Below are 21,571 nucleotides of genomic sequence, written 5' to 3'. Positions count from 1 at the left end.
CTGCTTCATTCAGTTACGTTGACGTTAACGTCGTAAAGGCAGGAGGCCACAGTGAACGAAGTTATTGATCAGATCGCGACCAAAGCCGGCATCGCTCCCGATCTCGCAGAGAAGGCTGTCGGCATGATTCTCAGCTTCCTGCAGCGCGAGGCTCCGGACGGCCCCGTCACCAAGATGATCGAATCCTTTCCCGGCGCAACCGAACTTGTTGCACAGTATGGCGGCGATCAGGGCTCTGGCGGCGGTGGCCTTCTCGGCGGTCTCTTGAGCGCGGTCGGTGCCGGCGGCGGCATCATGGGTCTCGGCCAGCAGCTGATGAGCACCGGCCTCGGCATGGGCGACATCACCTCCCTCGCAAAGGAAACGGTCGCGACTGCCCGCCAATACGCCGGCAACGAAGTCGTCGATGAAGTCGTGAATTCCGTTCCGGGTTTGAGCCAGTTCGTTTAATCGGTATTGCAACCAACAGCAAAAGCCCTGCAGTATTGAACTGCGGGGCGTTTTGTTGAGGGTGCGGAAACGGGGGCAAATAGCCTCAAGCCAATCCGGCGCCCTCGTCTCAGCTCAATCTAAGGCTGAGAATGCCCTTGCCTTGACACGCAAAACGTATATTCCGTCCAATGTATGAAGTTTCGACGTGAGTCGTACAGGCGTCTTATGGGGGATTGGGGCGAATATGAGGCAGCTCTTGAAAATCTTTGCGTTTGCTGTGCTGACAGGATGTTCCACTATGTCGGGCTATTTTCCAGATTCGAAGGTCGTAACTATTGACGGCATCGAATATATGGCCCGACCACTTTCAGCAAAGAACTCGTGGCAGGCCGGCTTGAATCGCCCGACGGGGTCATCTCTCCTGCTTATCAACCCGACAATCTATGCCGGGAATGTAAAGGCAATAGAGAAAGCCAGCGGCTGTGCTGTCCTTTTAGAGTCCGTACAAAATTCGGATAATTCCACCATTGCCGCTGTCGATTGTGGAAAGTCGAAGACAGCAAAGCAATAAATTTGCTGTCCTGAAATCAACGTTGGGCCAGTGGCTGAGAACTCGAAGCCGATCTGGCCCAACGGCTTAGCTGAAATTTCGTGACGTCAGCAACCTAAACAGGCTTTGGGTGGCAAGATCGAATAGACGTAGGCCCGCTTCAATCTCAAACCCTCCTGCCGCTCGACGCCTCGTCGATCTGATGCCATTTGCGGCCGTCGCGCTCGATGAGTTCGTCGGCGCAGGCCGGACCGGTGCTGCCGGGGGCATAGGGGTCGGGCTTGCCGCCTTCTGCCCAGAGATCGAGGAAGGGCTGTACGGCGGCCCATCCCGCTTCGATGCCGTCGGCGCGCTGGAAGAGCGTCTGGTCGCCGACGAAGAGTTCGTAGAACAGGCTTTCGTAGCCGGTCTGTTTGCCGATGTCGAAACTGTCGGCATAGCGGAAGTCGAGCGAAACCGGCGCGGTCTTCAGCACCAGCCCCGGCGATTTGATCGAGATTTCCATATCGAGCCCCTCGTCGGGCTGGACTTGGATGATCAGCCGGTTCGGCGGCAGTTCGGGGCGGGATTCGTCGCGCGGGAATTGCGCGAAGGGCACTTGCCGGAAAGTGATGACAACTTCCGTATCGCGGGCTTTCATCGCCTTGCCGGTGCGCAGGTAGAAGGGTACGCCGGCCCAGCGCCAGGTATCGACGAAGAGTTTCAGCGCCACGAAAGTTTCGGTGTTGCTGTCTGGTGCGACGTCGGCGGTCTCGGTAAAGGCAGGCAAATCCCTGCCGGCGATCGGGCCGGCGGTGTAGGCGCCGCGCACGCCGTTCTTGACCGCGTCCTCGCGGGAATAGATGCGCAATGCCTTCAGCACCTTGCCTTTTTCGTTGCGGATCGCTTCGGCGTCGAAGCTGTTCGGTGGCTCCATCGCCACCATTGCTAGAAGCTGGAAGAGGTGGTTCGGTACCATGTCGCGAAGCGCGCCGGTCGCGTCGTAGAACTTGCCGCGCGTGCCGACATCGACCAGCTCGGCGGCCGTGATCTGCACATGGTCGATATAGTTGTTGTTCCACAGCGCCTCGATCATCATGTTGGCAAAGCGCGTCGTCATGATGTTCTGGACGGTTTCCTTGCCGAGGAAATGGTCGATGCGATAGATTTGGCTTTCGGATACATGGTTCAGCAGCCGGGAATTCAGCGCTTGCGCCGAGGCGAGGTCATGGCCGAAGGGCTTTTCGATCGCAATGCGGCGGAAAGCGCCGGTCGCCTCGTTCATCAGCCCGTTTTCGGAAAGTTTCTCGGCGATATCGCCAAAGAAGCGCGGCGGCACGGCGAAATAAAACGCCGCGTTGGCGGTCGGCGCATGGGAGAGATAGTCCGAAATCTCCTTGTAGACGCCATTCTGGGTGAAGTCGCCGGAGATGTAGCTGATGCGCTGGCGCAGGCTCTGCCATGCCTTCTGCCGCTCCGGATCCTCCATGTCGCCGGAGGTCTTGAGGAAGGCTTCCAGCCGCTCCAGCAGCATATCGACCCCGCCGGTTTCGATGCCGATGCCGAGGATATGCAGATCCTCGCCGATAAGCCCGCTACGGGTCATGTTGATGAGCGTCGGGACGAGCAGCCGTCGGGTAAGGTCGCCGGCGGCACCGAAGATCACGAAAGTCAGCGGCGGGGCGGGTGCGACGTCGGGATTGGTCATGAGCGCGTCTCCTTCTGGCGGCCATGGAGGGGGCTGGACGACATCGGCTATCTCCTCGGAGCTATTCCTGTTTCCGCTTTGGCTGCAGGTGTTCTACTGCATAATTCCTTAAATCGGAATCGATTTGAGGATAAAATTATGCAGCGGATTTAAAGTGTTACAGCGGCCTTTGCTCACCACATGTGGTGCCGGCGCTACAGGGCGGGGCCGACGGCGGTTGTCGATGGGATCGAGGCACCGCCATCAGTCCGGGGTTCGGGGTTGGCAAACAGTCTATTTCTTTACGGCAATGAGAAAGAGGCGCGGGAAGCGCAACAGCACCTTGCCGTCGGCAAGCGGCGGATAGGCTTTCTCGATATGCTTCAGATAGTCGGCGGCGAAAGCATCGCGATGCTCGGCGCCTGCATGGTCGAGATAGGGACGCAGGCCGGTGCCCTTCACCCATTCGACGATAGCAGCCGCATTTTCCAGCGCGTGATTGTAGTTGGTGTGCCAGATGTCGACGCGCTGCGATTTGCCGATCAGCCTGTTGTAATAGACCGAAGGCGCGGGCAGCGGGTTGCGCCGCACGCTTTTCCTGGCGAAAGCATCGCTCCAGGGGCCGTTCTTCGCCGTTTCCTCCATCATCAGATGGCTCTGTTCGGTCAAATTGTCGGGCATCTGCACTGCCAGCACGCCGCCGGGCTTCAGCCCGTCCAGGAGGTGATCGAAGATATCGAGATGGTTCGGAAGCCACTGGAACACGGCGTTGGCAAAGAACAGATCCATCGGCTCGTCAGGCCGCCATGTGGCGAGATCGGCCTTGGCGAAACTCGTGCCCGGCATGCGCTTGCGTGCGGCTTCCAGCATGCTGTCGTCGCTATCGAGGCCGGAGACGCCGGCCGCACCGTAGCGCTCGACGATAAGCTCCGTCGAGTTGCCAGGGCCGCAACCGAGGTCGATCGCCCGCTCGATATGCGCGAGCGGTACTTGCGCCAGCAGGTCGCGCGCGGGTCGCGTGCGTTCATCCTCGAATTTTACATATTGGCCGGCAGACCATGCCATGAGCCCATCCTCTTCCTAGATTGCCGTTTCTCCCGATGCGCATAGCACCGGGATATATCAGAACCGTGTAATGACGCTGATGCCCTTGCCCTCGGCCTTATCGAGCGACATCAGCGCCGGAACGGCCTCTTCCAGGCTGATCCTGCGGCCGATGAGCTTCTGCGGCGCGATCTTGCCGGCGGCGAGCATGTCGAGCATGGAATCGTAGCGCCAGGCCTGCATGCCGTGGCTGCCATAGATTTCCAGCTCGTGGCCGATGATCTGCGCCATCGGGATCTGCGGCGTCGCATGGTCGCCGAGCATGAGGCCGACCTGCACATGCCGGCCGCGCCGGCGCAGGTTCTTGATGGAGTTGAAGCAGGTGGCGGGGTGGCCGAGCGCATCGATCGAGACATGGGCGCCGCCCTTGGTGATCTCGCGCACCGCCTCGGCCACATCGGCGACCTCAGCCGCATTGATGGTCGCGACGGCTCCGCATTCGCGGGCGAAGGCCAGCTTTTCCTCGGAAATGTCGATGGCGATGGCATTGGCGCCAAGCGCACTGGCAATCATGATCGCCGACAGCCCGACGCCGCCGCAGCCGTGCACGGCGATCCATTCGCCCGGCCGCGTCTTCGCCTGATCGGCAACGGCGCGGAAAGAGGTGGCGAAGCGGCAGCCGAGGCTTGCCGCCGTCGCGTCATCGACCGTTTCAGGCAGGTGGACAAGATTGGTGTCGGCATAGTCGATGGCGACATATTCGGCGAAGGAACCCCAATGGGTGAAGCCCGGCTGGAACTGGCTGGGGCAGACCTGCTGGTTGCCGGAATGGCATTCGGCGCAATGGCCGCAGCCGGAAACAAAGGGGACTGTGACGCGATCGCCGACCTTGAAGCGGACGACGCCACGGCCGGTCGCGACCACCTTGCCGGCAAGCTCATGGCCCGGCACATGCGGCAGCTTGATATCCGGATCATGACCCATCCAGCCATGCCAGTCGCTGCGGCAGAGCCCGGTTGCGCCGACTGCGATGACGACGCCATCTTCACTTGGTGTCGGATCTGGCAGGGTCCGGATTTCGGGTGTTGCCTCGAAGGCCTCGTAATACATGGCTTTCATGGGAGTTCTCCCTCTCTCCTGACGATCCGTATGGTCCATCACTTTCGTTGATGGACTCATTCGTCAAGTTGTTGTTTCGACGCATGAAAATTGCGCTATGAATGCGTTATCAGGCGCTTTGTTGCAAATGAATTTTGCCGCGTAGTTTATGCTTGACCCTGAGGTTGCGCGGTTATTTGCTCTTCGCCGTCTAAGAGAGGAAATCATATGTCCGTCGATACGTCGCCCCGCACAACCACCTGGACCTACGTCGAGGGAGAATGGCTTTCCGGCAATCCGCCGCTGATCGGGCCGACTTCGCATGCCATGTGGCTTGGCTCGACCGTGTTCGACGGCGCACGCTGGTTCGACGGCATTGCGCCCGATCTCGATCTCCATTGCCAGCGCATCAATCGCTCGGCCGTTGCCATGGGGTTGAAGGCGCTCAAGGCCGCCGAAGAGATCGAGGCGCTCGCCTGGGAAGGCATCAGGAAATTCGACGGCAAGACGCCGATCTACATCAAGCCGATGTATTGGGGCGAGCATGGCTCACCGGGCAGCGTCGTCGCCGTCGATGCGGAATCGACGCGCTTTGCCCTCTGCCTGTTCGAAGCGCCGCTCGGCGGCGCCGGCGGCATCACGCTCACCGTCTCGCCCTTCCGTCGCCCGTCGCCGGAAACGGCGATGACCGACGCCAAGGCCGGTTCGCTCTATCCGAACAGCGGCCGCATGATCCTCGAAGCGAGAAGCCGCGGCTTCAACAATGCGCTGGTGCGCGACATGAACGGCAATGTCGTCGAGACGGCGTCGACCAACGTCTTCATGGTCAAGGATGGCATCGTCTATACGCCGGTCGCCAACCGCACCTTCCTTGCCGGCATCACCCGCGCCCGCGTCATCGGCCTGCTGCGCCGGGAGGGCTTCGACGTCCGGGAGGAAACCCTGTCCGTCGAGCAGTTCATGGCGGCAGACGAGATCTTCACGACCGGCAACTATTCCAAGGTCGTCAGCGTCAACCGTCTCGATGATCGCGAGTTCCAGGAGGGGCCGGTCGCGCGCAAGGCGCTGGAACTTTATATGGATTGGGCGCACGGCCGCCGTGCCGGCGAGGAATAAACCCTTCTCACGAGGAGAAGGGCGGTGCAGAAGAGTGCGGCCGTTTATGGCCGCACGGGTGTTCCTACACGACCTGCCGAAGCAATGTAGGATCGCGGCGCGAAGAAAACGCCATCGGTCTCGAAAGCCTCGAGGTCTTCGGCCCGGAGTGCATGGCGGACGCTCGGTCTCGCGCTGACGCGAGCCATGAATTCCCGTAGCGCCGGCCTTGATGCAAGGTCGATCCTGATCCAGGGCGACCAGTTCAAGCAGACAAAGAGATAGGCGTCAGCGACCGTGAAGTCGTCGCCGGTCAGATAGGGGCCGGCGAGCCGGCCGTTCAGCCAATCCAGTCGTTTGGACACCAGATCATGAATGCCGGCATGAGCGCCTTCATACGCCGCGTTGAATAGCATCGCCATTGGCTTATGAAGTTCGGCGGTGATGAAATTCAGATAGGATTGAACCTGGCTTCTGGCATAGGTTCCGGCCTCCGGCAGAAGGCGCGATCTCTCCGGTGAACATTCCGCGAGGAATTGCACGATGGCAGGACCCTCGGTCAGCACTTTCCCATCATCCAGCATCAGTGCCGGCACGTAGCCGTTACCGTTGATGGCAAGGTAGTCCTCGCCTGAGCTTGTCAGATGAGTCTTCCGATCAACTTCGACCAATTCAACATCGAGTCCCAGCTCCCGACAAACGATGTGTGGCGACAGCGAGCAAGCGGCGGCGTGCATGTAGAGTTTCATGGTTTTCTCTCCTTTTCGGTGCAGGCGCGAGGCATAGCGTCGGCATCGGTTGAATTTTTGTACCATTTCGCATAAAATTCCTGCAGTCAAGATTTTTATGCGAAATGGTACAAAATATGAAGAGCGAGAAAAAGCAGGGTCGCCCGCGCGTCTTTGATGCGAAAACAGTGATTGGGCAGGCGCGGGAGGTTTTTTGGGATAGGGGGTTCTCGGCAGCCTCATTGGATAATCTGAGCGCCGCGACGAAACTGAACCGGCCGAGCCTCTACGGCGCATTCGGCGACAAGGAGGACCTCTATCTTGACACCTTGGAAGGCTATCGCGAGGACAGCCTCGATATATTGTTCAAGGCGCTCAACCCGGCCCTGCCGCTGCGGGAAAATCTGGCGAACATCTACGCCGAGGCTCTAAAAATATACTTGCATGGCGAGACTGCTGCCCGCGGTTGCTTTCTGATCAGCACTGCGACGGCAGAAGCTATTCAGTATGATCGAGTGCGAGAGGTGTTGCGCCGCAGCTTGAATGAATTCGACGGCGCGATCAAGGAACGTATGGAGCTTGCGGTTGAGCGGGGCGAACTACCGGCTGACGCGGATGCTGCAACTCTCGCAAAGCTCGCATCCGCTGTCATGCATTCGCTTGCCGTTCGAGCGCGTGCCGGCGATACGCGCGAAACGCTGGAGGCGATCGCGCGTTCTGGGGTCGATTTTATCTGCGGTCGGCCCTGACGGTCGGCTTCATGCTGCTCGGATCGATCTACAGACGGCAAACTTGAGCAAAATCATCGATCCTTTATGGCACTTCTTTCTTCGGGGTGACCCACCAGCAATAGGCGGCACCGATCGCCAACAGCACGCAGGTGCCGAGGAACACGGCGCGCATGCCGATATGGCCGCCGACGAAGCCGCCGATGACGGGACCTGCAACCTGACCGACATATTGCGATGAGATGGACAGCCCGAGGATGCTGCCCGTCGCTGCGTCGGGAACGCTGTGCCGGATGACGGCGGTGATACAGGGGAGAAGGCCGCCGAGTGCTACGCCCATCAGGAAGCGCAGCGCGATCAGCTGCCAGGCGGAGGTCACGAAAGCCTGCGGTATCAGCAGCAGCGCTGCGATGGCTAGGGCGGCCGTTATGACGGTCCAGTGGCCGATGCGGTCGGCGAGCTTGCCGAGCCATGAGGACGACAGGATGCTGCCGAGTGCGGCGGCGGCCATAACGACGCCCGAGACCATCGTCACCTTGGCGTCCGTGACGAACTGCGCGACATAGACTGTTATGATCGGCTCGATCGACATGTTGGCGAGCATCAGCAGCAGGCCGAGCGACAGCATGGCGATGACTGGCCGCTTGTCCGGGATGGAGGCCCAGCTGCCGCTTGCCTTCGCCGCCTTCTTGCGCGCCGTGGATTTCTCCTCCTTGATCAGGAAGGTCGTCGCCAGGAAGGTGAAGAAGATCACGCCGCCGGCCAGCAGGAAGGTGCCGCGAATGCCGATAACAGGCGGGAGCGCGCCGCCGATCAGCGGCCCGACGAGATTGCCCGCCATGATACCCGCCGAGAGCGTGCCCAGCGCCCAGGCGGAGCGATGTTTCGGCGTCTGGGCTGCCACCAGCACCATCGAACCCGAGGCATAGCCGCCGGCAAGGCCGGTGAACAGGCGCAGCGCCGCCAGTTGCCAGACATTGCCGGCCATGCCCATCAGCGAGATGGCGATCGTCATGCCGAGGCTGGCGCGGATCAGCATCAGCTTGCGGCCATAGATATCGCCGAGCCGCCCCCAAAGCGGCGCGACGAAGGCGGCGGCAAAGAAGGTGGCGCCATAGGCAATGCCGGACCATTGCACGATCGCCGCCTTGTCGCCGACGCCGAGTTCCTCGACATAGAGCGGCAGGAAGGGGAGCAGCAGCGTCATCGCCACGATCGTCGTGAACGAGCCGGCGAGGCAGATGATCAGGTTCCGCATCCAATGAGCGGCTTCCTGTTCGGCTGTTGTGGCTGCGTCCCATCTCGTCTCGGTCATTTCTCGGCCTTTGCATTCAATGTGTAGAACAATTCCTGGCTGCCCGATGCCAGGATATGACCCTTCGCGGCGGCGATGAGATCCGCGCGGGTGAAGAGATCGGGAAGATTCAGCCGGTCGACATCGAGCGCATAGACCGTGACGTGATAGCTATGAACACGCTCGTCGTTCCAGGGAGGGCAGGCGCCCATATAGCCGCCATGCGGCCCATCCTTCAAATTGCCGCCGCCCGCACCGTTCTGGCCGCGCCGTCCATAGGCCGTGCGCTCGAGCGGCAGACCATTGGCCGAGGGGCCGTTTCCGTCCGTGCCTTCGGCAAGGCTGGTGCGCGACGCCGGGATGTCGGCCAGCACCCAGTGGACGAACTCCATCCGCTTGAAGTCCTTCGGAATCGTCTTGTCGGCCTTGTTGAACAGCGAGAAATCGGTGGGAACGTCGGGGTCGACCATGGTCAGCGCATAGGAGCGCGTTCCCTTCGGCCCCTTTGACCATGAAACGCCCAGACTCTTGTTCGGCCCGGGCGCTGACTTGTCGGATCCCGTCGAAATGCAGGAGGCGTTTTCCGGCAGCAGCATCCGGCCGTTGCTCTGGGTGAAGCTCACCTTGAGATCGGCCGAGAGCGCCGGCGTGGCGATGGCTGCTGCAATGACGATGGCGTTCAAAACGCTGAGCATGGTTTTCATGATGTTGCCCTTTCATGTTGCGGCTTCTGTGAGCCTTCGAGGGCAGGGTCTAACAAATTCGTGCCGAGCGGCTGCGCACTCAAACGCTCAAAATTCTGTCGCAAACGCTCACGCGCTGCGAAGTCGATCGGCAAAGCGTCGGGGCGAGCGGTAGCCTGTCGCAACCGCGGCTTCCCGCAGCGACAGCCCGTCCTCGGCGAGAAGGGTCGTTGCCAGCGCCACGCGCTCGCTTGCCAGCACATCCCGCAGGGAAGCGCCCTCGCGAGACAGGCGGCGGCGCAGCGTGGCGTTGCTGGTGCCGAGCTCTGCGGCGATAAGATCGGCTGTCCAGGCTCGATCCGGTTGCCAGCGCACCAGCGCCCGCACCGCCTCGGCTGTGGTCTCGGGCGAACCGGGCAGGGCACCGCGCATGCCGAGCACCATGAGGATTTCGAGAAGCCTGTGCTCGATCAATGGGATGGGCATGTTGCCGTCGGCAATACCTTCGCCGGCATGGTTGATGGCAGCGGCCAGCAATGGATCGAGCGGTAATTCCGCCTGCGCGGCGATATGGGCAGGCGGAAAGGCCTTTGCCGCCCGCCGCGTCAATTCCTCGGGAAAGGTAATGAAGATCGCCCGATAGACACCGGTCTGAGGATCCGGATCGTTGACGACGTCACCGCTCCAGCCGGCCGGCAGCACGAGCACCGTACCGGCTGCAAAATGCCGCTGCCGTCCCATGCTGACGATTTCCTTGGAACCTTCGAGGATGGCGACGATTGAAACCTGTGAAAAGGCGGAGCCGGCAATCCGCTCGCGTTCGCGGGTGACGAAAGTAAAGAGCGTGGAATAGCTGCCGACGCCGGTCGGCGCGACCGCCGGACGATTGTCCTTGGCGGCTAGGCGGCGCAGCTTTTCGAGCATGTGGTGATGAGCCTCGGACACTGCGATGGCTTTCTGCTGTTGGGAATGCCCGAGGAGTTTGGACCACGCGGGCGGTGATGCCAAGTCCGCAAAACGGCTTGTTGGTTCGGCTGACTTATGCTATTAACTGATTGCGTTTTGCAACCAGTTTCGATTGGATGGCAAAATCATCCTGACGGAAAGAGGAGGCAGATCATGAATTCTCTCGAAAGTGCCCGCTGCGACGCGGTCAAACGTCTCTTTGCCGCCTATGTGGCGCAGCATGCCGATATCGTCGATCCGATGCTGACCCGGGATTTCACCTTTTCCAGCCCGCGCGACGATCACATCGACCGGGAACAGTATTTCGAGCAATGCTGGCCGAAGGAGAAAGCCTTCCGCGACATTCACATCGAACATCTGGTCGCTGACGGCGACGACGTGATCGTCGGCTATCGCGCCGAGAAGATGGATGGCGCCAGCTTTCGCAATGTGGAGCTGATCCGCTTTGCCGGCGACCGCATCGCCGAGGTGAATGTCTATTTCGGGCGGAACCTGTAACGGCTAGCCCATAGCCTTCGCCACCGCCACTGCAAGAGCCGTCGCCGGACCGCTCATCGGTTGCGGGTGGCCTTTCGGAAGAAGGTGTGCCGCGTCGGTCATCGAAGCCTGCGCGAAAGCGATCGTTACGGGACCTTCGCTGTTGGCGGCGCAGACCGCACCGGCGATGGAGGCAAGATAGGCCGACAGGTTGCCAGCCCGGAAGTGCGCCCATGCGCCCGGCACCAGCCGAACCTCGATTTCCGCGCCCGTCGCCTTCGCCGCAGCTTCGAAGAGCGCAGTCGTCGGGGAGATGGTTGTCTCGACCGTGCACAGCACGATCACCTTGCCGCCGGCCTTGACGGCTTCTTCCGCCAGCATCGCATCCGCTCGGATGATCGGCGCACCTGCGCGGGCAGGGACGAGCGATGCTGCCGGGCCGAGCGTCGAGCAGTTGAGCACGACGGCATCGGCATCTTCGGCGAGATGCCAAAGGAGGGCTGCCGTCTCCGCTGAAATCTCATCCGTCAGGTGTCCCACCTTTTCGGCAGCGAGCAGAAGATCGGCGCGGACGCGATGGCGCAGCATGCCATCAGGCAACCCGAGCGCCTTGGCCGCCGCTTCATAGACGGCAATGTTGCTTTCGGCGGTGTGCAGGCAGGCGATCGTCACGGGCGTTCTCCTAACCATGGCGGAAGACCCGCGAATCTAGCCTCGGCAGCCTTGCTTGTCGATATTTCGAAATAGCGTTCCCCATGTATCCGGACATCATTATATGCACTTGGGTTAAACTTCTACGTATATGCTATACATTATTGATAAATAGGGCAATTTTTGCTCCCGCACGCAACTTTTTTGGCATGTCGCCGGTTGCTCTTCCAGGCGACGGCTCCTATGTTCCGCTTCACCTGCCGACGCAATTTTTTGCCAAGAGGAGATATGACCATGGCTTTCGAATTGCCTGAACTTCCTTATGATTACGACGCCCTTTCGCCCTTCATGTCGCGTGAGACGCTCGAATATCACCACGACAAGCACCACAAGGCCTATGTCGACAACGGCAACAAGCTCGCTGCAGAGGCAGGTCTTGCCGATCTGTCGCTCGAAGAGATCGTGAAGAAGTCTTTCGGCACCAACGCCGGCCTCTTCAACAATGCAGCCCAGCACTACAACCATATCCATTTCTGGAAGTGGATGAAAAAGGGCGGCGGCGGCAACAAGCTGCCGGGCAAGCTCGAAGCTGCCTTTGCTTCCGATCTCGGCGGCTATGACAAGTTCAAGGCCGATTTCGCCGCTGCCGGCGCCACTCAGTTCGGCTCGGGCTGGGCATGGGTTTCCGTCAAGAACGGCAAGCTCGAAATCTCCAAAACCCCGAACGGCGAAAACCCGCTCGTTCACGGCGCCAACCCGATCCTCGGCGTCGACGTTTGGGAACACTCCTACTACATCGACTATCGCAACCTGCGTCCGAAGTACCTCGAAGCCTTCATCGACAGCCTGATCAACTGGGACTATGTCCTGGAGCGCTACGAAGCCGCTACGAAGTAAGTTCGCCGCATAGGCTCGCTTTCGCACCCGGCGTCTTTTGGGCGTCGGGTGTTTTCTTGTCTGCCAGCCTTATTGATGTATCGTGTGCCGCATGGCGGCTCCAGGAGTGCCCCAGGAGGCTGAATGCCATCAGCACCGCTTTTCCGCTTCGGCGTCATCGCCGATCCGCAATATGCCGATCTCGCGCCCAATCTCACCCTCAATCGCTATCCCGCAAACAGCCTCGACAAGCTTCGCGCAGCGATCGAGGAGTTCAACCGGCATGATCTCGCCTTCGTCGTTACGCTTGGCGACATCATCGACCGCGAATGGAAGAGCTTCGATGCCATTTTGCCGGTCTACGAGGCCTTGCAGCATCGCAAGCACTTCCTGCTTGGCAACCATGATTTCGCCGTGGCATCGCAACATCTCGGCAGCGTATCCGCCCGCGTGGGCATGCCGTCGGCCTATTACGAGTTCGTCCATTTCGGCTATCGCTTCATCGTGCTCGACGGCAATGAGATCAGCGTCTTTGCCCCGCCGGAAGGCGATCCGCGCCGGCAGGAAGCGAAAGATCTGATGACGGCGCTGGAGCGCGCGGGCGCGCTCAATGGGCAACGCTGGAACGGAGCGATCGGCGACACCCAATATGGCTGGCTTGCAGCGAAGCTGCGGGAGACGAAAGCGGCAGGCGAGAAGGTTATTGTCCTGAACCATTATCCGATCTTCCCGGATAATGCCCATAATGCGCTGAACAGCGACCGCATGCTCGCATTGCTGGCCGAGCACGATCATGTCGTCGCCTATCTCAGCGGCCACAATCACTCCGGCAATTTCGGAGTGTCCGACGGAATCTGCTTCGTCAACTTCAAGGGCATGGTCGATACCGAAGATACGAGCGCCTATGCGATCGTCGCTGTCTACGGCAATCGGCTGGAGATCACCGGATACGGGCGCGAAGAAAGCCGGGTTCTGGCGCTGCAGGGCGCTTGATGAGACCTTGGCGTCTTTGATGCTGGGAACGATCCGCACTGTCGGAAGTTTTGGGACTGAGGCTGCTGTGAGGCGGAGCCGATGTTTCCGATATTGCAAATCCTGACGATCTTGATTGTCGCTGTCGCAATGGCGCTGGCACTGGCACATTTGCTGGAGCTGCCGGGCAAAATGCGGCTGTCGAAAGAGGATTATCTGACCGTTCAGCGGATTTATTATCCCGGATTTACCATCGGCGGTGCTGCTGAGCCGATCGGCACTCTTTTGCTTCTGCTCCTCCTGTTCCTGACGCCGGTCAGCACGATCTCCTTCTGGCTGTCTGTGGCGGCCTTTGCGGCCATGGTCGCGATGCACGCCGTCTTTTGGCTGCTGGTACAGCCGGTGAACAAATTCTGGCTCGAGGATGCCGAGCTGAAAGGATTGGGCGAGAGCTTCTTCTCCCGCGATCCCTTTGGCGGTCATCGGATCGAGGCTGACGCCAAACCGGATTGGATCGCGCTGCGTGATCGCTGGGAATGGTCGCATGCCGCACGCGCAGCCCTTGGATTGCTGGCTTTCATTCTGCTGGTGACCGCGATTGCCTTGTAGCGGGGCGCAAAACCGAGAGCTGACCTGTATTGTTCTGCCATCCGCATCTCGGTCCCCTCCCTTTTCGGCGGCGTGCCCCGACACCTCAGCCGGCGGCGGCTGGGGTGTTTATCTGCCAGCCGTTCACCCAGATCTGCCTGAGGCTATCGCCTTCGCCCTTGAACCGGAGGCCGGTCGGCTGGCAATCCTCGATCCGGTCGCTACGGAAGTTGCGGATCGCCTGGCGCAGCTCGCACCAGGCGACGATATTGGCCGTTTCTGCATAGTAGATCAGCGCGATCGGCCTGACGATGCGCTCGGTGGCGCGGCCGAGTTCGTCGCGATAGGCAAGATCGAGCTTTTCCTCGTCGCGGATGGCGCGACGCACCAGCGCAAGATCGATCGCGGAGGCCGAAGGCGCTGCAAAGCCCCAGGCATGCAGCGCATTGGCATCGAGCGTCTGGCGCAGCGGCGGCGGCACGGCGGCAGCAATCTTGGCGCTCACGCGCTTGGCCGCCTGTTTGAGTTCAACATCGCCGGTGCGCTCCAGAAGCGCCAGCGACAGCACGATCGCCTCCATCTCCTCGATCGAGAACATCAGCGGCGGCAGATCGAAGCCGGGCCGCAAAATATAGCCGATGCCGCGCTCGCCCTCGATCGGCACCCGCATCGCCTGCAGCGCGGCGATGTCGCGATAAACCGAGCGCACCGTCACCTCCAGCCGCTCGGCAATACCGGCCGCCGTCACCGGCCTCCTGGCCAGCCGCAGGATCTGGATGATCTCGAATAGGCGCGATGCCTTGCGCATTTCATATCCTCGAAGACGAAGGCTACTGACAATACCCCGTCAGTTGGATGGATTTATAAGATTACCTATTCACTTGAAAATCAACCATTTCCTCTCCGGTCTCAATGGAGAGCTCGATAGGCAACTGACATGGGCTACGCAGAAAATCTCTGGCTTTTCTTCATCCTTCTCTTAGGGATCATCATCGTACCGGGCATGGACATGCTGTTCGTGCTCGCCAATTCTTTGGCCGGCGGCAGCAATCGCGGCCTTGCCGCAACCGGCGGTATCATGCTCGGCGGCGCCGTTCATTCGCTGAACGGTGCCATCGGCATTGGTCTGCTGATGCATTTCGTGCCGATTCTTTTCAATCCGCTGCTTGTTATCGGCGGCGCCTATATGGCCTTTATCGGCTACACGCTGATGCGCAGTTCCATTACCGTTGGAGGTGAAGGGCCGGCCGGCAGCCGTTCAGCCTGGAAAGCGTTCCGGCAGGGGGCGGTGACTTGCCTCATCAATCCCAAGGCCTATCTCTTCATCTTCGCCGTATACCCGCAGTTTCTGAAGCCGGCCTACGGTCCGATGTGGATACAGGCCGTCATCATGGGAGCCATGACCATCGCAACGCAATTTGCCGTTTATGGAGGCCTTGCCGTCACTGCCGGGCGCAGTCGCAACCTGTTGGTCGCCAATCCGCAGGCGACCGCTTTTGCCGGCCGCGCCGCGGGGCTGCTGCTTGTCGCCGTTTCGGTGTTCACGGTCTGGGAGGGCCTTAAAACGGCATGAAGGCTGATGCGGCGAGTAGATATGTCGGCAGCATGACACTGATTTCGCTTGATTCTCACCACTTTGTGACTTCATTGCCGGAGGGGAAAACGGCAAACATGTCGCCCGTAATCATGCGCTGGCCGTGCATGCGGTCTTGATCATCAGGAAGAGGTAGGAGAACGAAATGAAGTGGAAAGCGATTGTGGCGGCAACGGCTCTGGCCGGCATCGCTCTGGGTTCGGTTGTCGCAGCCGATGGCACGCATGACTCCCGCATCGGGATGATGAAGAAGATCGGCGGCGCCACGGGAGCTCTTGGCGCGATTGCCAAGGGCGACAAGCCCTACGACGCCGACATCGTCAAGGCATCGCTGGCAACGATCGCCGAAACGGCAAAGGCGTTCCCGAACCAGTTCAATCCGCAGAGCGACAAGAGCGATGCCGAGGTCAGTCCGAAGGTTTGGGACAATCTCGACGACTTCAAGGCCAAGGCTGCCAAGCTCTCCATCGATGCCGAAACGGCGCTCGCCCAGCTTCCCGCCGATCGGGCCGGGGTCGGGGCAACGCTGAAGACGCTCGGCGGTGCATGCGGCGCCTGTCATCAGGCCTACCGCGTCAAGAACGACTAAGCGGTAGGTCGGCCTCGTTCGACGGTTGGGTTTTCGGCATCTGCACCGGTTTTGCCGCCGGTGCAGATGCTTTACGACTCTGGAGCTAAAGTTAGGGGTGATAGTGATGGCGCGGTTTATCCGGTGGCTGCTTTGCCTTTTCGGCGTGATCATCCTTGGTTGCGGCGCATTCTATGTCGTGGCAGCACCGACACCCTTGCCGTCAAGCCATTGGGCCAATCTCGGCGATCCCGACATCAAGAATGGAGAGTTGGTTTTCTGGGCCGGCGGCTGTACCAGCTGTCATGCCGCGCCAGGCGCCCAGGGGGATGCCAAGCTCGTGCTTTCGGGCGGCCTTGCACTCACCGGCCCCTTCGGCACCTTCCATGTGCCCAACATCACGCCGGACGAGAAGGCGGGACTCGGCGGCTGGACGCTTGCCGATTTCGGCAATGCCATGAAGCGCGGCGTCGGCAGGAATGGCGAACATCTCTACCCGTCCTTTCCATATGGCTCCTATGCTCGCATGAGCGACAAGGACATCAACGATCTCTGGGGCTTCCTGAAGACGCTGCCGAAGAGCAGCAACGTCGCCCCGCCGCATGAACTGCCCTTTCCCTTCAACATACGGCTGGCGCTCGGCGGCTGGAAGTTTCTCTATCTGAACGATCAGCCGCGCGTCGTGCTCGCCAATGCCGACGAGAAGGTCAAGCGTGGACAATATCTGGTGGAAGGGCCTGGACATTGCGGCGAATGCCACACATCGCGCGACAGCCTTGGCGGTTTCCTGAGCGGTCAATGGCTGGCGGGAGCGCCCAATCCGGAAGGCAAGGGCCAGATCCCCGATATCACGCCGGGTTCCAAGGCGATCGGCGGCTGGAGCGCGGGGGACATCGCCAACTATCTCGAAACCGGTTTCACGCCGAACTATGATTCCGCCGGCGGCTCGATGGCCGAAGTCCAGCAGAACATTGCCCATCTGCCGGCAGCCGACCGCGCAGCGATCGCGGCCTATCTGAAGGCGCTGCCCAAGAAATAGGTCGGAGCAGAGTTTTCGTGATTGGAAGCGGAAGGGCTCTATAAGCGCCGGGCAAGATGGAGATGCGTCTCGTAATACAGTCCGAATTCGCCGCCTTGGGCCACGATTGCGTCGGCAAGTTCGGAAAGCAGCGCCTCTCGCCGATCCTCAGGCAGAAGACGGTAGCTTGAGAGCGTGCGCAAAAGGTCGGTATAGCTTTGCGCGGTGTGCGGCTGGCTCCAACGATAGCAATACTGGGTCGAACTTTCAAAATCGTCAGACTGCCGTAGCTGCTCGGAGAACGGGCCGTCAGGCAGATACCATCCTTCCACGGGCGGTCCCGAAAGCTCCGGAGCAAGGCGTGCGTAAATATCGGCGAATTGTCCGGCAAACGGTGATGTGATCGGCATGGGCACATTACCGAAGACGGCAAGCGCGCCGGCCGGCCTGAGTAGGGCGGCCGTCCTGGCGAAGCGCAGCTCCGGCGAAACCCAATGGAAGGATTGCGCCGCCGCGATGAGCTTGAAGTCCTGCTGCTCGCCCGGCCAGGCTTCGAAGGTAGTTTGCCGAAATTGCACCTGCGAAAATGCCGACAATCTTTCCCGCGCGACCGCAATCAGCTCTGCGCCGGGATCAAGCGCGAGAACGGAGAGACCGCAGCGGGCGAAGCCTTCCGTTGCCTGACCCGTGCCGCATCCGATTTCGAGGATCTGATCCTTGGGCTTCAGTCCGGCAAAATCGATGACATCGGCGAAAAGCGCATCGGGATAGATCGGGCGGGCATTGTTGTAGAGCCTGGCGACGCCATTGAATGCGAATCGCTGTTCCAAGACACGCTTCCTCCGGTTGCAGATCGAAGCCGATAGCCATTTTTCTAGCGCATTTTCGATCAAGCTTACATCGGCAATAGTGTGGGATTCGGCAACGGGAGAGGGCAGTCGTGGACGCAAGGATAGCGCAAAAGGTTCCTTATTTCAGTCAGCGGGAGACGCCTGACATGACGCTGGCAGTCTTGGGCGAAGGTGCCCAGTCCGCCTTGCTGAAGGACCCGCGCTGGGTCTTATCCGGTGCGCGCAATGTAGAGGACTATGCCCGCTGGGCCGGCAATCTCTGCGGCATGGCCTGCCTGAAGATGGTGCTTGCCGCCCGTACCGGCAAGGCGGTGCCGATCATGGATCTTGCGATGGGCTGCCGGGATTATGGCGGCTATGTCGAAGAGCCGGATGGCCGGATCAAGGGACTGATCTATGCGCCGTTCGTGCCCTTCGTTCGGGATCGTTTCGGGATGAATACAAGAGTCGTCACCGGAGTTTCCGCCGCCGATATCGCCGATATCCTCGCGCAATCGGAGTTTTTCGTCGCTTCAGTCCACCATTCCATCCGCTGGCCGGAGACCGAGCCGCCTGCCAGGGGCGGCCATCTGGTGCTGGTCACGGCCCTCGACGAAAACACGATCCGCTTCCACAATCCCTCCGGCCACATCGATGCGACGCGTGAGAATGTGGAGATGCCGCTGGATATATTCGATAAGTTCTTTGCAGGCCGCGGGATCGCCATCGATCGCTGATATCGAGCGTCTGTTGGCGATCCCGGTAAAGGCCGGCATCAGGCCAATGCCTGCAGGTAGCGCATACCGGTGACCGGCCGCGGCTTGAAATCCATGTTTTCGTAGAACCGGTGGGCCTGGAAATTGCCCGTCGCGGCGCCGACAGAAAGATAGCTGCAGCCGGCCTTGCGGGCGATATCGCGGGCGCGATCGACGAGATGCTGTCCGACGCCATGGCCGCGGTGGCCGTCACGCACGAAGAGATGGTGCAGATCCATGCCGCGCTGGCCTTCCTGCGCCTTGTAGAGCGGCACGAGGATAGCGTAGCCGATGAGCCCATGCTCCCCTTCGGCGACAAGTGCGGTTATCCAGGGCACCGGACCGAAAAGATCGCGCTCGAGCTGCTCGGGCGTCGTGCCCGAGGGATCGCCATGATGGGCGGCCAGCAGCCGGATCATGTCGTTGAGCTCCGGCAGGTCGCGCGGCTGCGCATTGCGGATGGTCAGAACCGGCGGGCGGAGAAGTGAGATGTCGCTATCGTCTAGCATGGCATTTTGCGTCCTTGTTTTTCAATGAGCCGTCAGGACGCTGCCGATACAACAAAGCCGCCTGACGGCGGCTTGTCGACATATGATCTGTCTTGGCCGCCCCTTACAGGTACAGCCAAAAATACGAGCAATTGTGGAGCGCGTTCGTGATCATGGGCGCATCAATGATCCGGTTCGGCGAATTTGTCAATGGGGCGTGTCAGTGCTCCCCTTCGCACAGGCCGTGGTCCGACAATGCTCGGATGACATAGCAGTCTTCGATGCTGTGGCCGTCGCAATGCGAGACGATGCGCTCCAGCTCGTGCTCCAGCCTCTTCAGCTGCGCGATCTTGATACGCACGTCCTCGAGATGCTCCTTGGCGATGCGGTCGGCGCCGGCGCAGGGACGGTCGGGATGCTGGCTGAGCGAAATCAGCTCCCTGATGGCATCGATCGTCAAGCCGAGATCGCGGCCATGACGGATGAAGGCGAGACGTTCCATATCCGTCTTGGAATAGCGCCGCTGATTGCCTTCGCTGCGTTCAGGCTCCGAGATCAGCCCCATCTGCTCGTAATAGCGGATCGTCGGCACCTTCACGCCGGTACGCCTGGATAGATCGCCGATCGTCAGCATTGTATGGCCTCCAATACCTTTAAAGCCGGATGATTTTAGGTCTGTTCGACCCGAAATTGAATCTGCTCTAGAATCAAAGAAGTAGAGCGTGATGTCGTCCGAACACCGCCTACACTTTTCGGCATCATGCTCTAGTCTCTAGAGCAATATATGCAATCGTCGGCAAAAAATACAAGGCTAGGCGAACCCACTGGGAGGCTTCCAATCCGCCGCCATAAATAGTATACCCCCCTATAGTATAATTCGAGGCTGCAATGTCCCACGTCGTTCGTCACCAAGCCAAGCTTCTCTCTCGCATCCGCCGCCTGAAAGGGCAGATGGAAGCGGTGGAGCGAGCGCTCGAAGCCGAGCGTCCATGCGGTGAGGTGCTGCAGCTCCTTGCTTCCATTCGCGGCGCGCTGACGGGGCTGACCGGCGAGGTTCTGGAGGATCATCTGCACGAGCATGTGCTTCATGCCGAGAGCGAAGAGGACCGCCGTCAGGCGGTCGATGAGATAGCCGATGTGCTGAAGACCTATCTGCGGTGATCGGGGATTCGGGACGATCAACAGGAGAATGATGTCATGAGTATTTCCTCCGATATGGGCCACAGCCACGTCTTTCTGGGCACCGGCCACCAGCGCAACGAAAGCCGCATCCGGCTCGTCATCGCGCTGACCGTCGTCATGATGGTGGTCGAGATCGGGGCAGGCACGATCTATGCCTCGATGGCGCTGGTTGCCGATGGCTGGCACATGTCGACCCATGCCAGCGCCATGCTGATTTCGGCTCTGGCCTATCTCTATGCGCGCCGGCATGCGCACAATGCGCGCTTCACCTTCGGCACGGGCAAGCTCGGCGATCTCGCGGGCTTTGCCAGCGCCATCGTGCTGGCGCTGATCGCGCTGATCATGGGCTGGGAAAGCACTTTAAGATTGCTCGATCCGGTGGCGATCAATTTCCGGGAAGCGATCGCGATTGCGGTGCTCGGCCTTATGGTCAATCTCGCCAGCGCATGGCTGCTGCGCGACGATCACAGTCATCATCACGGTCACGGACACAGTCATGGCCACGCACATGATCATCATCACGACCACGACGATCACCACCATCACGACCATGGCAAACGCGGCGGCAGAGACAACAATCTCCGCTCCGTCTATGTCCATGTCATCGCCGATGCGATGACTTCGGTTCTGGCTATCGCCGCGTTGCTGCTTGGCAGTCGCTTCGGCTGGACCTTCCTCGATCCGCTGATGGGGATCGTCGGCGGTCTGGTGATCCTGCAATGGGCATGGAGCCTGCTGCACGTTTCCGGCGCCGTTCTCCTCGATTTCATCCCCGACAGCGAAGATCTGCCTGAGGAAATTCGCGAGGCGATCGAGACGGATGAGGATCGCATCACCGATCTGCATGTATGGCAGGTCGGCCCGGGGCACCATGCTGCGATCGTTGCGGTCGCGACACCTGTCTCGCGCGATCCGTCCTTCTACAAGGCGCGGCTTGCCGAAATTCATGAGCTCTCCCACGTCACGGTCGAAGTTACCGTCGACAAGGCGGCATAAAATCCGTTAGCAATCGGGTGAGGTCAGAGGCTTGCCATATTCCTCGCATAGCCCAAAATCTGCCCGATTCTGCCGGAGGCCCCTCGTATGCCCACATTGCTCACCCGCCGCCGCCTCATGGCAGGCTCGGCGCTCCTCCTTCCCACCCTGACGCTCAGTCCCGACGCACTCTTTGCCCAGGATGGCAGCGCCTCGCCGCAGACGCCGCCCGCAACGGATAATTCGGCAGCGCCCGACGCTGGCGGCCAAGGAACGGAAGGCGCATCGCAGGACAATTCGCAGCTGTCCGATG

At 60.3% G+C, this 21,571-nt stretch carries 26 protein-coding genes and 1 pseudogene; 15 read left to right on the top strand and 12 right to left on the bottom strand.

What is annotated here, in order from left to right:
• Positions 1-51 precede the first annotated feature (51 nt).
• A complete protein-coding gene (locus tag Q4Q11_RS13950; protein WP_112512213.1) occupies positions 52-450 on the top strand; it encodes a hypothetical protein in 399 nt (132 codons plus the stop codon).
• 280 nt (positions 451-730) lie between these two features.
• A complete protein-coding gene (locus tag Q4Q11_RS13945; protein ID WP_498569858.1) occupies positions 731-1,003 on the top strand; it encodes a hypothetical protein in 273 nt (90 codons plus the stop codon).
• 145 nt (positions 1,004-1,148) lie between these two features.
• Here the strand turns inward: Q4Q11_RS13945 and zwf are convergent, their stop codons facing one another.
• The 3 genes from zwf to Q4Q11_RS13930 all read right to left on the bottom strand — a co-directional run bounded on the left by zwf (position 1,149) and on the right by Q4Q11_RS13930 (position 4,811).
• Entirely contained in the window at positions 1,149-2,669 is a 1,521-nt protein-coding gene (zwf, locus tag Q4Q11_RS13940) for a glucose-6-phosphate dehydrogenase (protein ID WP_113213665.1), read from the bottom strand.
• 273 nt (positions 2,670-2,942) lie between these two features.
• A complete protein-coding gene (gene tam / locus Q4Q11_RS13935; RefSeq protein ID WP_498569857.1) occupies positions 2,943-3,713 on the bottom strand; it encodes a trans-aconitate 2-methyltransferase in 771 nt (256 codons plus the stop codon).
• A gap of 57 nt (positions 3,714-3,770) precedes the next feature.
• A complete protein-coding gene (locus Q4Q11_RS13930; protein WP_498569856.1) occupies positions 3,771-4,811 on the bottom strand; it encodes a zinc-dependent alcohol dehydrogenase family protein in 1,041 nt (346 codons plus the stop codon).
• 207 nt (positions 4,812-5,018) lie between these two features.
• Between Q4Q11_RS13930 and Q4Q11_RS13925 the strand changes: the two genes are divergently transcribed.
• Complete coding sequence (locus tag Q4Q11_RS13925; protein WP_498569855.1) at positions 5,019-5,906, top strand: branched-chain amino acid aminotransferase; 888 nt, start codon at positions 5,019-5,021, stop codon at positions 5,904-5,906.
• Between the two features lie 44 nt (positions 5,907-5,950).
• Here the strand turns inward: Q4Q11_RS13925 and Q4Q11_RS13920 are convergent, their stop codons facing one another.
• Positions 5,951-6,634, bottom strand: a complete 684-nt coding sequence (locus tag Q4Q11_RS13920) for a glutathione S-transferase N-terminal domain-containing protein (RefSeq protein WP_498569854.1) — start codon at positions 6,632-6,634, stop codon at positions 5,951-5,953.
• 116 nt (positions 6,635-6,750) lie between these two features.
• Here Q4Q11_RS13920 and Q4Q11_RS13915 point away from each other — a divergent pair, with 116 nt between their 5' ends.
• The gene (locus Q4Q11_RS13915) at positions 6,751-7,362 is read left to right on the top strand and encodes a TetR/AcrR family transcriptional regulator (protein WP_498569853.1); all 612 of its coding nucleotides are present in this window, start codon (positions 6,751-6,753) and stop codon (positions 7,360-7,362) included.
• A 64-nt stretch (positions 7,363-7,426) separates the two neighbouring features.
• On the opposite strand, the gene Q4Q11_RS13910 is transcribed toward Q4Q11_RS13915, so the two are convergent.
• The 3 genes from Q4Q11_RS13910 to Q4Q11_RS13900 all read right to left on the bottom strand — a co-directional run bounded on the left by Q4Q11_RS13910 (position 7,427) and on the right by Q4Q11_RS13900 (position 10,263).
• Complete coding sequence (locus Q4Q11_RS13910; protein ID WP_498569852.1) at positions 7,427-8,656, bottom strand: MFS transporter; 1,230 nt, start codon at positions 8,654-8,656, stop codon at positions 7,427-7,429.
• Positions 8,653-9,339 carry a YbhB/YbcL family Raf kinase inhibitor-like protein gene (locus tag Q4Q11_RS13905; protein ID WP_498569851.1) on the bottom strand — a complete coding sequence of 229 codons (687 nt, stop codon included), beginning with the start codon at positions 9,337-9,339 and terminating at the stop codon, positions 8,653-8,655. The genes Q4Q11_RS13910 and Q4Q11_RS13905 overlap by 4 nt, the downstream gene beginning before the upstream one ends.
• A 108-nt stretch (positions 9,340-9,447) precedes the next feature.
• A complete protein-coding gene (locus tag Q4Q11_RS13900) occupies positions 9,448-10,263 on the bottom strand; it encodes a helix-turn-helix domain-containing protein (RefSeq protein WP_498569850.1) in 816 nt (271 codons plus the stop codon).
• A 174-nt stretch (positions 10,264-10,437) separates the two neighbouring features.
• On the opposite strand from Q4Q11_RS13900, the gene Q4Q11_RS13895 reads away from it, so the two are divergent.
• Positions 10,438-10,782 (top strand): nuclear transport factor 2 family protein, encoded by a 345-nt coding sequence (locus Q4Q11_RS13895; protein ID WP_113217539.1) that lies wholly within the window; start codon positions 10,438-10,440, stop codon positions 10,780-10,782.
• Between the two features lie 3 nt (positions 10,783-10,785).
• On the opposite strand, the gene Q4Q11_RS13890 is transcribed toward Q4Q11_RS13895, so the two are convergent.
• Entirely contained in the window at positions 10,786-11,433 is a 648-nt protein-coding gene (locus Q4Q11_RS13890; RefSeq protein ID WP_498569849.1) for an aspartate/glutamate racemase family protein, read from the bottom strand.
• 273 nt (positions 11,434-11,706) lie between these two features.
• Here Q4Q11_RS13890 and Q4Q11_RS13885 point away from each other — a divergent pair, with 273 nt between their 5' ends.
• The 3 genes from Q4Q11_RS13885 (at position 11,707) to Q4Q11_RS13875 (ending at position 13,869) form a co-directional block, all read left to right on the top strand.
• The gene (locus Q4Q11_RS13885; protein ID WP_112340320.1) at positions 11,707-12,309 is read left to right on the top strand and encodes a superoxide dismutase; all 603 of its coding nucleotides are present in this window, start codon (positions 11,707-11,709) and stop codon (positions 12,307-12,309) included.
• A gap of 123 nt (positions 12,310-12,432) precedes the next feature.
• Positions 12,433-13,281, top strand: coding sequence for a metallophosphoesterase (locus Q4Q11_RS13880; protein WP_498569848.1), 849 nt, complete (start codon positions 12,433-12,435; stop codon positions 13,279-13,281).
• 81 nt (positions 13,282-13,362) lie between these two features.
• A complete protein-coding gene (locus Q4Q11_RS13875) occupies positions 13,363-13,869 on the top strand; it encodes an anthrone oxygenase family protein (RefSeq protein WP_112512227.1) in 507 nt (168 codons plus the stop codon).
• Between the two features lie 85 nt (positions 13,870-13,954).
• Here the strand turns inward: Q4Q11_RS13875 and Q4Q11_RS13870 are convergent, their stop codons facing one another.
• Positions 13,955-14,656 (bottom strand): helix-turn-helix transcriptional regulator, encoded by a 702-nt coding sequence (locus Q4Q11_RS13870; RefSeq protein ID WP_112512228.1) that lies wholly within the window; start codon positions 14,654-14,656, stop codon positions 13,955-13,957.
• A gap of 129 nt (positions 14,657-14,785) precedes the next feature.
• Between Q4Q11_RS13870 and Q4Q11_RS13865 the strand changes: the two genes are divergently transcribed.
• From Q4Q11_RS13865 to Q4Q11_RS13855, 3 genes are all read left to right on the top strand, one after another.
• Complete coding sequence (locus tag Q4Q11_RS13865) at positions 14,786-15,421, top strand: LysE family translocator (protein ID WP_498569847.1); 636 nt, start codon at positions 14,786-14,788, stop codon at positions 15,419-15,421.
• Between the two features lie 166 nt (positions 15,422-15,587).
• Positions 15,588-16,031, top strand: coding sequence for a c-type cytochrome (locus Q4Q11_RS13860; RefSeq protein ID WP_498569846.1), 444 nt, complete (start codon positions 15,588-15,590; stop codon positions 16,029-16,031).
• Between the two features lie 103 nt (positions 16,032-16,134).
• Positions 16,135-17,049 (top strand): c-type cytochrome, encoded by a 915-nt coding sequence (locus Q4Q11_RS13855; protein ID WP_498569845.1) that lies wholly within the window; start codon positions 16,135-16,137, stop codon positions 17,047-17,049.
• A 38-nt stretch (positions 17,050-17,087) separates the two neighbouring features.
• On the opposite strand, the gene Q4Q11_RS13850 is transcribed toward Q4Q11_RS13855, so the two are convergent.
• Positions 17,088-17,858 carry a class I SAM-dependent methyltransferase gene (locus Q4Q11_RS13850; RefSeq protein WP_498569844.1) on the bottom strand — a complete coding sequence of 257 codons (771 nt, stop codon included), beginning with the start codon at positions 17,856-17,858 and terminating at the stop codon, positions 17,088-17,090.
• 167 nt (positions 17,859-18,025) lie between these two features.
• Between Q4Q11_RS13850 and Q4Q11_RS13845 the strand changes: the two genes are divergently transcribed.
• Complete coding sequence (locus tag Q4Q11_RS13845; protein ID WP_498569843.1) at positions 18,026-18,595, top strand: cysteine peptidase family C39 domain-containing protein; 570 nt, start codon at positions 18,026-18,028, stop codon at positions 18,593-18,595.
• Positions 18,596-18,633: 38 nt separating this feature from the next.
• Here Q4Q11_RS13845 and Q4Q11_RS13840 read toward each other — a convergent pair whose 3' ends face one another.
• Positions 18,634-19,122 carry a GNAT family N-acetyltransferase gene (locus Q4Q11_RS13840; protein WP_498569842.1) on the bottom strand — a complete coding sequence of 163 codons (489 nt, stop codon included), beginning with the start codon at positions 19,120-19,122 and terminating at the stop codon, positions 18,634-18,636.
• Between the two features lie 199 nt (positions 19,123-19,321).
• Positions 19,322-19,735 carry a MerR family transcriptional regulator gene (locus Q4Q11_RS13835; RefSeq protein WP_112512234.1) on the bottom strand — a complete coding sequence of 138 codons (414 nt, stop codon included), beginning with the start codon at positions 19,733-19,735 and terminating at the stop codon, positions 19,322-19,324.
• Between the two features lie 254 nt (positions 19,736-19,989).
• On the opposite strand from Q4Q11_RS13835, the gene dmeR reads away from it, so the two are divergent.
• The 3 genes and pseudogenes from dmeR to Q4Q11_RS13820 all read left to right on the top strand — a co-directional run.
• Positions 19,990-20,262: a Ni(II)/Co(II)-sensing transcriptional repressor DmeR gene (dmeR, locus tag Q4Q11_RS13830; RefSeq protein WP_112512235.1), complete on the top strand. Its 273-nt coding sequence runs from the start codon at positions 19,990-19,992 to the stop codon at positions 20,260-20,262.
• A 36-nt stretch (positions 20,263-20,298) separates the two neighbouring features.
• A complete protein-coding gene (gene dmeF, locus Q4Q11_RS13825) occupies positions 20,299-21,279 on the top strand; it encodes a CDF family Co(II)/Ni(II) efflux transporter DmeF (RefSeq protein ID WP_498569841.1) in 981 nt (326 codons plus the stop codon).
• An 87-nt stretch (positions 21,280-21,366) separates the two neighbouring features.
• Positions 21,367-21,571: pseudogene (locus Q4Q11_RS13820) on the top strand (class A beta-lactamase); the annotation flags it as partial.

Source organism: Rhizobium sp. UFLA01-1127 (genome assembly GCF_059803845.1).
Note: the sequence above shows the minus strand (reverse complement) of the source record. Positions and strands in the feature narration are given on the sequence as shown.